This window comes from uncultured Amaricoccus sp. (assembly GCF_937858865.1).
Taxonomy (GTDB): Bacteria; Pseudomonadota; Alphaproteobacteria; order Rhodobacterales; family Rhodobacteraceae; genus Amaricoccus.
This window is the reverse complement of record NZ_CALLYO010000166.1, coordinates 1-10,578: the sequence shown is the minus strand read 5'-3', so window position 1 is coordinate 10,578 and position 10,578 is coordinate 1. Positions and strand designations below refer to the sequence as shown.

Genomic DNA, 10,578 nt, shown 5'->3' with positions numbered 1-10,578 from the left:
CGGGCGGCAGCGGCGGGCCCTCGCCCGCCTCGTCGACGCTGTCGTCGATCTCGTCCGGCACCTCGACCACCGCCGCCGCGTCGGGAAATTCCGCCGCCACCGGCTCGAGCGCGCGCAGGAGGTCGTCCATGCCGATCCCGTGCTCGGCCGAGAGGGCGACCGGCTCGCCGAGGCCGAGCTCCCAGGCCTCGATCAACCCGGCGTCCGCCGCGCGCCCCTCGGCCTTGTTGGCGACGAGGATCACCCGCGGCGCCCGCCGCCGCAGCAGCTCGGCCAGCGTGCGGTCGAGCGCCGTCACCCCGGCGCGGGCGTCGATCAGGAAGAGGCAGAGATCGGCCGCGTCCACCGCCCGCTCGGTCAGCGCGCGCATCCGTCCGGCCAGGCTCGCGTCCGTCGCCTCCTCGAGCCCGGCGGTGTCGATGACGGTGAAGCGCAGCGCCCCGAGCCGGCCCGCCCCCTCGCGCAGGTCGCGCGTCACCCCCGGCTGGTCGTCGACCAGCGCCAGGCGCCGGCCGACCAGGCGGTTGAAGAGGGTCGACTTGCCCACGTTCGGGCGGCCGACGATGGCGAGCTTGAAGGACATGGCCCGTCCCTACCGGCTCCGGCGGTCATTGGAAAGCGAGAAGCTTCCCGTCCTGGGTGACGATGTACATGATCCCGCCCGCGACCGCCGGCAGCGCCGCGGCGCCGCCCGGCAGCGGCAGCTCGGCGAGCGGCGCCCCGTTCGCCGGGTTGAAGGCCCGCAGCAGGCCGTCCGCCCCGGCCACCCAGAGCCGCCCGCCGGCCAGCACCGGCCCGTGGTAGGCCACGGCCTTGAACGGCTTGCCGCGACCGAAGAAGCCCCGGTGGGGGAAGAGCTCGGGCAGCTGCACCTGCCAGAGCAGCTCGCCCGTCGCCGCGTCGGCCCTGACCAGCGCCGCCTCGTCCGAGAGCAGGAAGACCGAGCCGCCCGCCGGCCAAGCCGGCCCGTAGGAGCCCTCGGCGATGGTCCAGGCCCGCTCGCCGGTGCGCGCGTCGACCCGGATGGTGCGCCCGGCCTGGTTCGAGGCATAGACCACCTCGCCGTCGATGACCGGATCGCCGCTGATGTCGGTGATGTTGTTGCGCGCCACCTGCGGCCGTCCGCCGGTCACCGCCGTCCCCCAGACGGTGAGGCCGTTGCGCGCCAGCACCCCCAGCACCTCGCCCGAGGCGAAGGGGACGACCGCGAGCTGGCCCTCGATCGCCGGGCTCGCCCCGCCGAGGAGGCCGGGGCCGCCGACGCCCTGCACCCGCCAGAGGATGCCGCCCGAGCGCGCGTCGAGCGCATAGGCGGTGTCGTCGCGCTGCACCACGATCACCCGCCCGTCGGCCACCGCCGGCGCGGCGCGCACCGGCGCCTCGAGCGTCCGCTGCCAGATGGTCCCGCCGCTGCGCGGGTCGAGCGCCCAGACCTCGCCGAAGCCGGTGGTGACGTAGAGAACGCCCCCCGCCGCGGCGAAGCCGCCGCCGGTGCCGCCGTCCGGCACGCCGCCGTCCGGGACGAGGCTGCGGGTCCAGGCGATCTGGCCCGACCGCGTCACCGCCGTCACCTGGCCGGCCGCGTCGAGCGTGAAGACGAGCCCGCCGGCGACGATCGGCCCGGTGATCAGCCGCCGCCGCTTGGCGTCGCCCTGGCCGATGTCGACCGACCAGACGAGCTGCGGCACCGGGCGGAGCGCCGGGTTGACCAGCCGCCCGCGCGCGGCGCCGTTGCGGTGGGTCCATTCGGCGTTCATCACCGGCGCCGGCAGGCCGAGCGCCGTGCGGCTGCCGCCGGCGATCGGCGCATCCTCCGCCCGCACCGGGATGCGCTCGCCGGGTAGGATCGGGTCGCGCGCGGCGCAACCCGCCAGCGCCACCGACAGGGCGAGCGCGAGGCCGAGGGAGGGGCGCGGCGACATCGGACGCCCCCTCATCCGCCGGCCGCGACCGGTGCCGGCGCCGGCACCGTGCCGCCCGAGGCGACGATGAGCTGGCGCGCGCGCGTGCGCAACGCCTCGCTGGCGCCGGGCTCGGCCAGCGCCTCGCCGAGGTAGGCGATCGCCGCCGCCTTGTCGCCGGCATCGAGATGCATCAGCGCCCGCTGCTCGAGCGCCAGCGGCCGGAAGGGTGCGCCGGGGTTGGTGAGGAGCTCGAGCGTCGCCTGCCGCTCCGAGGCGGCCATCGCATTGCCGAGCAGCATCACCCGCTGCAGCGAGGCGAGCGCGCGGTAGAGCTCGCCCGCCGCGCCGTCGCCCGCCACCTCGGCGAGGAGGGCCGCCGCGCCTTCGGTGTCGCCCGCCTCGGCCTTCGCGCCGGCCTCGGCCAGCTTCGCCAGCACCGCCGCCCGCGCGTTGGAGGCGGCGAGACCGCCGAAGGCGGCCGCCCGCGCCGCGGCGTCGGTCTCGCCGTAGGCGGCGCGGAAGGCATCGCCCGCCGTCTGCGAGCGCGAGGCCCAGTGCAGCTTGCGCCACTCGTTCACCGCCGCCGCCCCGACGATCAGCACCACGAGCGCGATCAGCAGCCAGCGCCAGCGGCGGAGCCAGGCGTAGAACCTGTCGCGCCGGACCTCCTCGCTCACCTCTTCGATGAAGGAATCATTGTTGTGCAAGCGCGCGTCTCCGGCATGTCCGTCGCGCCGTCATACCGTCCGGCCCCCCCGGTGCCAAGACCGAAGCCGGCCGGGCTATTCCGTCGCGGTCGGCTCGGGGATGGTGAAGATCTGCCCGGGATAGATGAGATCGGGGTCGCGGATCTGGTCGCGGTTGGCGGTGAAGATCTGCGTGTAGCGCACCCCCGAGCCGTAGTGGATGCGCGCGAGCGTCCAGAGGTTGCTGCCCGGCTGCACGGTGATCGCGACGCTGCCCGGGACGGCACCCGGCCGGGGGGCGCCCGGCCGCGGCGGCGGGGGCGGCGGATAGTCGCGCTGGAACGGCGTCTCGACCCGGCTCGCCACCCGACCGTCGGCGGCGAGGAGGTCGACCCGCAGCCGGTAGATGCCCTCGGCGAGGCCGGCGAGCTGCATCCGCCAGCGCCCGTCGGGCGCCACCTGCGCCTCGCCGACGAAGCCGTCGTCCACATAGGCGCGCACCATCGCCCCGGCGGTGCCGGCCCCGGCGAGCGACACCTCGCCCGTCTCGCCGTAGGAGACGGCCCCGAGCGTCACCGGCCGCCGGCCGGAGGCATCGGGCGGGGCAGGCGTCACCTCGACCTCGTCGCGGCGGAGGATGACCGTCGCCGCCACCTCCGGGGCCGCGCCCGCCTCGGGCAGGACCACGGGGGCCGGCGCGACCGGTTCCGGCTCCTCTCCCGGCGCGGCGGCAGACTCGGTCTCGGGCGCGGGCTGCGCCTCGGGCTCGGCCGTACCGGGCGCCGGCGGGAGGAGCATCACCATGTCCTCGGAGGTCGAGGTCGCGCCGCCGGGCGCCACGGCGCCGAGGGTGAGCGCGCGCGGCTCTTCCGCGGGGTCGACCCGGAAGATCGCCACGAAGTTGCCGTCGGCGTCCGCCTCGGCCTCGGCGAGCGGCGCCTCGTCGGCGTAGATCGTCACCCTGGCGCCGGGCTCGGCGGTCCCCACCACCGCGGCGGAGCCGTCCGGCTCCACCCGCACCACGTCGAAGCCGGGCACCTCCGGTTCGGCCGCCGCGACATCCGGCGGCGTCTCTGCCGGCGCGGGTGCCGTGGGGGCGCGAACCGCCGCTGCGGTCGGCTCCGGCGCGGGCGGCGTCTCCGGCGGGCGGCTGCGGCTCGCGGCGTAGAGCAGCCCGATCGCGGCGAGCGGGAGCAGCACGAGGAGGGCGATCCTCTTCCGCTGCGGCGATCCTTCGGCCATCCTCGTGTCCTCCCGGTCCGCCGCCCGGTGCCTTCGCGGTCCTGGCGCTCGCGTCCGACGCGGCGACCTGCTACCGCCTAGATTGTCACAAAACGACTGCGACATGAAGTTGCAGCGAAGTCAGGAGCCTGTCCATGCGCCTTCTCCTCACCCGCTCGGTCTGCGTCTTCTGCGGCTCGCGCCGCGGCAACGATCCGGCCCATGCCGCCGCGGCGGCCGAGCTCGGGACGGCGCTGGCCGGGGCGGGGCTGCGCCTCGTCTACGGCGCGGGGGACGTCGGGCTGATGGGGGTGCTGGCGAGCGCCGCGATCGCCGCCGGCGGGGAGACGCTCGGCGTCGTGCCGGCGCACCTCGTCGGCCGCGAGCGCGGGGCGCGCGACCTGACGCGGGTGGTGGTCACCGAGACCATGCACGAGCGCAAGAAGGTCATGTTCATGAACGCCGACGCGATCGTGACGCTGCCGGGCGGGGGCGGGAGCCTCGACGAACTCTTCGAGGTGCTGACCTGGCGCCAGCTCGGGCTGCACGACAAGCACGTCTACCTGCTCAACGTGAACGGCTACTGGAACCCGCTCCTCGCCCTCCTCGTCCACATCGTGGCCGAGGGCTTCGCGCCGGCGGAGGTCCTCGGCTATCTCGAGCCCTGCGACAGCGTGCCCGAGCTGATGGGGAGGCTCGCCGCCCTGCCGATCGGGTGAAACCGCTCCGCCGGGCACGGGGTGGGCACGCGTGCCCACCCTACCCCGTCGTTGTATTTGCTGGATAATCTCCTTCTCCGTCAACCAGATGGAAACCTTCGTTAACGCGCCTCACGCCCGCCGCCAGCTGCCCCAGGAATAGAGCGCGAGCCCGGACCAGATGAGCGCGAAGGCGGCGGCGTGCCAGACCGAGAAGGGTTCGCCGAAGAGGGCGACCGCCACGGCGAACTGCAGCGTCGGGTTCCAGTAGAGGGTGAGCCCGACGGTGGCATAGGGGATCCGGCGCGCGGCATAGGCGAAGAGCACCAGCGGCCCGCCGGTCAGCGGCCCGGCGAAGGCGAGCGCCGCGCTCATCCCGAGCCCGTGCCCGAAGTGGCCCCCGGCCCGCCCGCCGAGATCGCTCCAGGCGCCCGCATGCAGCCCGGCCAGCCAGGCGAGGGCGAGCGGCAGCAGCACCAGCGTCTCGGCGAAGACGCTGACCATGGGCCCGAGCGGCACCCGCGTCTTGATGACGCCGTAGATCCCGAAGCTCCCGGCGATGGCGAGCGCCAGCCAGGGAACCGTGCCCGTCCCGACCGTCAGCACCACGACGGCAAGCGCGGCGAGCCCGATCGCCGCCGACTGCCGCGGCGTGAAGCGCTCGCCGAGGACGAGGAAGCCGAGCGCCACCGCCAGGAGCGGGAAGATGTAGTAGCCGAGGCTCGCCTCCAGCGCGCGCCCCTGCTGGATCGCCACGATGAAGAGGAGCCAGTTCACCGCGATCATCACCGCGCTGGCGAGGAGCGGCAGCCGGACCGCCGGCCTCGCCAGGCTGCGCACCGCCTCGCGCACGCGCCGCTGCGCCGCCAGGACGGCGAGGAAGAAGACCACGCTCCAGACCGTGCGATGGCTCAGCATCTCGAGCGGCGGCACCTCGGCGAGCGCCTTGTAGTAGATGCTGGAGAGCCCCCAGATCGTCGCCGTCGCGACGATGGCGAGAACCCCCTTGCGCTCCTCGGTCACTCCATCGCCTCCTGCCCGACGCGGCACCTTGCGCGAGGCGGCGGACGGCGGCAAGGCTGGCAGGCCGAAGACGCAAGCGGAGAGCGCCCCGATGAGCCAGGTCACGCCCGACGCCGCCCTCGGGGACTGGGCGAGCCGCCCGGCCCACCGCGCCTGGCTCGCCGACCGCGCCGACGAGCTCTTCGCGCTCTTCGAGCGCACGCCGAACCCGCGCGGCGGCTTCTCCGAGCTCGACCGCCGCGGCGAGCCGCTCGCCGACAACCCGGTCCGCCCGATCCACGCGACGGCCCGCATGGCGCACTGCTTCGCCATCGGGACGCTGCTCGGCCGTCCCGGGGCGCCCGAGATCGTCGACCACGCGATGGAGTTCCTCTGGCGGCGCCACCGCGACGCGGCGCGCGGCGGCTACTTCTGGTCGGTGGACGACGCGGGGCCGGTCGACGCCGCCAGGCAGGCCTACGGCCACGCCTTCGTGCTGCTCGCCGCCGCCTCGGCGACGACCGTCGGCCACCCGCTCGCGGCGCCGATGCTCGCCGACATCTCGGAGGTGATCGACACCCGCTTCTGGGAGCCCGCGCACGGGGCGAGCGCGGAGGAGTTCGGCCCCGACTGGACGCCGGTGCCCGGCTACCGCGGGCAGAACGCCAACATGCACCTGACCGAGGCGCTGATGGCCGCCTTCGAGGCGACCGGCGAGCGCCTCTACCTCGACCGGGCGGAGTCGATCGCCGACCTCGTCATCCGCCGCTCCGCCGGCGCGGCCGGCTGGCGGGTGCCCGAGCATTACACCGAGGACTGGCAGGTCGACCGCGGCTACCAGGGCAACGAGATGTTCCGCCCCGCCGGCACCACGCCCGGCCACGCGCTCGAATGGTCGCGGCTGCTGCTGCAGCTCTGGTGCCTGGGCGGCAGGCGGCTCGACTGGCTGCCTGGCGCGGCGGCGGCGCTCTTCGAGCGGGCGATGGCGCTCGGCTGGGACGAGGCGCACGGCGGGCTCTTCTACACGCTCGACTGGGAGGACCGCCCGCTCCGCCGCATGAAGCTCTGGTGGCCGCACTGCGAGGGGATCGGCGCGGCGCACTTCCTCAACGCCCACGTCCCCGCGGCCGGCGCCGAGGCCGACTACCGCCGGCTCTGGGGAGTCGTGTCCCGCGCCTTCCTCGACCGCCGCCATGGCGGCTGGCAGGAGGAATGCGCCGAGGACCTGACGCCGGCCTTCACCCTCTTCCCGGGCAAGGCCGACATCTACCACGCGCTGCAGGCCTGCCTCATCCCGCTCTACCCGGCGACCGCCAGCCTCACCCGGGTGATCGCGGAGGCCGGCTAGGGCGTCACCGCCTCGAGGACGGCGCGTCTCGGGCATCCCCGAGGCGCGCCGCGAGCCTACCCCACAGTAATTCTTTCGTGGGGTAGGGCGCGGAGGCGGCTCAGAGCCGCGAGGCGACGTTCTCCCAGTTCACCAGCTTGTCGAGGAAGTTGGTGAGATAGGCCGGCCGCTTGTTGCGGTAGTCGATGTAGTAGGAATGCTCCCACACGTCGCAGCCGAGGAGCGCGGTCTGGCCGAAGCAGAGCGGGTTCACCCCGTTCTCGGTCTTGGTCACCTTCAGCGCGCCGCCGTCCTTGACGAGCCACGCCCAGCCCGAGCCGAACTGGCCGGCGCCGGCGGCGGCGAACTCCTCCTTGAACTTGTCGACCGAGCCGAAGGCCTCCTTCAGCGCCTTCTCCAGCGCGCCGGGGATCGCCACCGGCTTTGGGCTCATCCACTGCCAGAAGTGGGTGTGGTTCCAGTGCTGGGAGGCGTTGTTGAAGATGCCGTTCTGGGCCACCGCACCCTTCTGGTAGGTGCCCTTCACGATCTCCTCGACGCTCTTGCCCTCCCACTCGGTGCCGGCAATCAGCTTGTTGCCGTTGTCGACATAGGCCTTGTGGTGGATGTCGTGATGGAACTCGAGCGTCTCCTTCGACATGCCGGATCCGGCGAGCGCGTCGTGCGGATAGGGGAGGTCGGGAAGTTCGAAAGCCATGGTGCGCTCCTCGCTTGCGGTTGCTGTGAAACCCGTGTGGTGAAACCCGTGCCGGGCGGCCTCGCCGCCCCGCTGTCCGCCCCCTTATGCGCCCCTGCCGGAGGGCTCGTCAAATCGGCATCAGGGCCGCCGCCACCCGGCGCCCCTCGGCGAGAAGCACGTTGTAGGTGCGGCAGGCGGAGGGCGTCGCCATGATCTCGACCCCGGCGCCTGCCGCCTCGAGCGCGGCGCGCGCAGCGGCGAATCCGTCCGGGGGCGGGGCCATCAGCGCCCCCATGCCCACCAGCAGAACGTCGAACTCCGACACCCGTTCCAGGAAGGGCGCGAGATCGGGCAGGCCGGGCCAGTCCACCACCCCCTCGGGCACGAGCGCGAGCGGCCCCATGTGCACCGCGCCCGCGACGCGGAAGCCGCCGGCGCCGTAGCTGTCCACCGGCAGCCGCCCCTCGTAGTCGACCTCGGTGGTGCGCAACGGCTCAGGCCTTGCTGCTGCCGAACTGCGTGCCGGCCTTGCCCTCGCCCTTGGTCGACCACTCGCGCTTGACCCCGAGCCGGAGCACGATGGCGCTCGCCACCCAGATCGAGGAATAGGTGCCGACGACGAGGCCGATCGTCGTCGCCAAAGCGAAGCCGAAGGTGACCGGCCCGCCGAAGACGAGCAGCGACACGACCGCGATCAGCACGGTGAAGATCGTCATCATCGTCCGGCTGAGCGTCTCGTTCAGCGAGAGGTTCAGGACCTCGCGCAGCGGCATCTTCTTGTATTTGCGCAGGTTCTCGCGCACCCGGTCGAAGACCACCACGGTGTCGTTGATCGAGTAGCCGATGATGGTGAGCAGCGCCGCGACGATGTTGAGGTCGAACTGGAGCTGGAAGAGGGAGAAGACGCCGACCACGACGATCGCGTCGTGGAAGAGCGAGACCACCGCGCCGATGGCGAACTGCCACTCGAAGCGGAGCCAGACGTAGACCATGATGGCGAGGAGCGAGAGGCCGACCGCGAGCAGGCCGGTGAAGACCAGCTCGTCCGACACCTTGCCGCCGACCTGGTCGATCTGCAGGTACCTGACCCCGGGGAACTCGGCGTCGAGCGCCGCGCGCACCTGGTCCGCGACCGGGGCGGCGGTGTCGCCGGCGTTCTCCGGGTTGCCGACCCGCATCAGGATCACCTGCCCGCCCGAGCCGCCCGAGGCCTCGGTCACCGTCGGCTCGCCGACGTCGAGCGCGGAGAGCGCCGCGCGGTAGGTGCCGACGTCGCGATGCTCGGGGAACTCGGCGAGGATCAGCGTGCCGCCGAGGAAGTCGACGCCGTAGTTCAGCCCGCGGATCGGCAGGACGGCGAAGGTGAGCACGACGCCGAGGATCGACACCGCCAGCCAGAACTTCATCGGCTTGAAGAAGTCGAAGTTCGGAACCTCGGAGAGCATCCGGTGGCTCATGCCCGTCTCCTCAGATGGCCAGCGTCTTCGGACGCCGCCGGTCGAACCACATGGCGATCAGGAGCCGCGACAGCGAGATCGCCGTGAACATCGAGCAGATGAGGCCGAAGGCGAGCGTGATGCCGAAGCCCTTCACCGGTCCCGAGCCCATCAGGTAGAGGATGATCGCGACGATCAGCGTCGTGACGTTGCCGTCGAGGATCGGCGAGAAGGCCTTCTCGAAGCCGAGGTCGATCGCCCGCGCCGGCCCGCGCGCGGTGCGCAGCTCCTCGCGGATACGCTCGTAGATCAGCACGTTCGCGTCCACCGCCATGCCGAGGCCGAGCACGAGGCCGGCGATGCCCGGCATGGTCAGCGTCGCCCCGAGCATGCTGAGGAGCGCGATGGTCAGCACCATGTTCATCACCAGCGCGATCGAGGCGATGATGCCGAAGAAGCCGTAGATGAAGACCATGAAGCCGATGATGCCGGCGAAGGCGACCAGCGTCGCGACGGTGCCCGAGCGGATCGAGTCGGCGCCGAGCTCCGGCCCGACCGTGCGCTGTTCGAGCACGACGATCTCCGCCGGCAGCGCGCCGGCGCGCAGCAGGATGGCGAGGCGGGTCGAGTCCTCGACGCTGAAGTTGCCGGTGATGATCCCGGTCCCGCCGGCGATATGCGCCTGGATGACCGGCGCCGAGATCACCTGGTTGTCGAGCACGATGGCGAAGGGGCTGCCGATGTGCTCGGCGGTATACTTGCCGAAGGCCGCGCCGCCCGAGGGGTTGAAGCGGAAGGTGACGGCCGGCCGCCCGTTCTGGTCGAACGAGGGCTGGCTGTCGACCAGCTGCTCGCCCGTCACCACCGACCGCCGCTCGACCACGTAGAAGATGCCCGGCTCGTCCATCGACGGCAGCACCATCTCGTCGAGCCCCGGCCTGACGTTGGGGTCCGAGGTGCGGTTGGCGACGCCGTGGAAGGAGAGCCGCGCCGTCTTGCCGATGATCTGCAGGAGCTCCTCGGCCGAGCCGACGCCCGGCACCTGCACCAGGATCCGGTCCGCCCCCTGGCGCTGGATCGAGGGCTCGCGCGTCCCCGCCTCGTCGACGCGCCGGCGGACGATCTCGAGGCTCTGCTGCATGGTGCGCTGGTCGAGCGCGGTCTTCTGCGCGTCGGTGAGCGTCACCACCAGCTGGTCGCCGTCCGCCCTGACCTCGAACTCGCGCGCGGTCGAGCCGGTGATCGAGAAGACGGGCTTGGCCACCTCGTTCGCCGCGGCCAGCGCCGCCTGCATCCCGGCCGGGTCGCTGATGCGGATGCGCAGCTCCTCCGGCCCGGCGTCGAGCCGCCGCACCGTGCCCACCTGGTCGCGCAGGTCGCGCAGGCGGTCGCGCAGCTCCGGCCAGAGCCCCTCGAGCTGCTCGGCGTGCACCTCCTGCACCTGCACCTGCACCAGCACGTGCGCCCCGCCCCGCAGGTCGAGGCCGAGGTTGACGAGGCGCGAGGGCATCCAGCCCGGCCAGCCCGCCATGGCCTGCTGCATCTCCGGCGTCAGCGTCTCGCCGCGCGCCAGCGCCGCGCGGGCGTCGTTGGCGCTCTCGACC

11 protein-coding genes are annotated in these 10,578 nt (G+C 73.1%); 2 read left to right on the top strand and 9 right to left on the bottom strand.

Features of this window, described 5'->3' with window-relative positions:
• From Q0112_RS04655 to Q0112_RS04640, 4 genes are all read right to left on the bottom strand, one after another.
• On the bottom strand, window positions 1-583 hold a 583-nt coding region (locus tag Q0112_RS04655; protein WP_297972100.1), incomplete at its 3' end, for a GTPase.
• 25 nt (window positions 584-608) lie between these two features.
• A complete protein-coding gene (locus Q0112_RS04650; RefSeq protein ID WP_297972097.1) occupies window positions 609-1,922 on the bottom strand; it encodes a PQQ-binding-like beta-propeller repeat protein in 1,314 nt (437 codons plus the stop codon).
• A gap of 11 nt (window positions 1,923-1,933) precedes the next feature.
• On the bottom strand, window positions 1,934-2,611 hold the full coding sequence (locus Q0112_RS04645) for a tetratricopeptide repeat protein (RefSeq protein WP_297972095.1): 678 nt from the start codon (window positions 2,609-2,611) through the stop codon (window positions 1,934-1,936).
• A 75-nt stretch (window positions 2,612-2,686) separates the two neighbouring features.
• Window positions 2,687-3,832 (bottom strand): LysM peptidoglycan-binding domain-containing protein, encoded by a 1,146-nt coding sequence (locus Q0112_RS04640; RefSeq protein WP_297972092.1) that lies wholly within the window; start codon window positions 3,830-3,832, stop codon window positions 2,687-2,689.
• 134 nt (window positions 3,833-3,966) lie between these two features.
• On the opposite strand from Q0112_RS04640, the gene Q0112_RS04635 reads away from it, so the two are divergent.
• A complete protein-coding gene (locus tag Q0112_RS04635; RefSeq protein WP_297972089.1) occupies window positions 3,967-4,530 on the top strand; it encodes a TIGR00730 family Rossman fold protein in 564 nt (187 codons plus the stop codon).
• 111 nt (window positions 4,531-4,641) lie between these two features.
• Here the strand turns inward: Q0112_RS04635 and rarD are convergent, their stop codons facing one another.
• Window positions 4,642-5,532 (bottom strand): EamA family transporter RarD, encoded by an 891-nt coding sequence (gene rarD / locus Q0112_RS04630; protein ID WP_297972086.1) that lies wholly within the window; start codon window positions 5,530-5,532, stop codon window positions 4,642-4,644.
• A 91-nt stretch (window positions 5,533-5,623) separates the two neighbouring features.
• Here rarD and Q0112_RS04625 point away from each other — a divergent pair, with 91 nt between their 5' ends.
• Window positions 5,624-6,859: an AGE family epimerase/isomerase gene (locus Q0112_RS04625; protein ID WP_297972084.1), complete on the top strand. Its 1,236-nt coding sequence runs from the start codon at window positions 5,624-5,626 to the stop codon at window positions 6,857-6,859.
• Between the two features lie 100 nt (window positions 6,860-6,959).
• On the opposite strand, the gene Q0112_RS04620 is transcribed toward Q0112_RS04625, so the two are convergent.
• The 4 genes from Q0112_RS04620 to secD all read right to left on the bottom strand — a co-directional run.
• Window positions 6,960-7,556, bottom strand: a complete 597-nt coding sequence (locus tag Q0112_RS04620; RefSeq protein WP_297972081.1) for a superoxide dismutase — start codon at window positions 7,554-7,556, stop codon at window positions 6,960-6,962.
• A gap of 109 nt (window positions 7,557-7,665) precedes the next feature.
• Entirely contained in the window at window positions 7,666-8,028 is a 363-nt protein-coding gene (locus Q0112_RS04615) for an Mth938-like domain-containing protein (protein ID WP_297972078.1), read from the bottom strand.
• Window positions 8,029-8,032: 4 nt separating this feature from the next.
• The gene (gene secF, locus Q0112_RS04610; RefSeq protein ID WP_297972075.1) at window positions 8,033-8,995 is read right to left on the bottom strand and encodes a protein translocase subunit SecF; all 963 of its coding nucleotides are present in this window, start codon (window positions 8,993-8,995) and stop codon (window positions 8,033-8,035) included.
• A 10-nt stretch (window positions 8,996-9,005) separates the two neighbouring features.
• A partial coding sequence (gene secD, locus Q0112_RS04605) for a protein translocase subunit SecD (protein WP_297972073.1) occupies window positions 9,006-10,578 on the bottom strand: 1,573 nt, incomplete at its 5' end.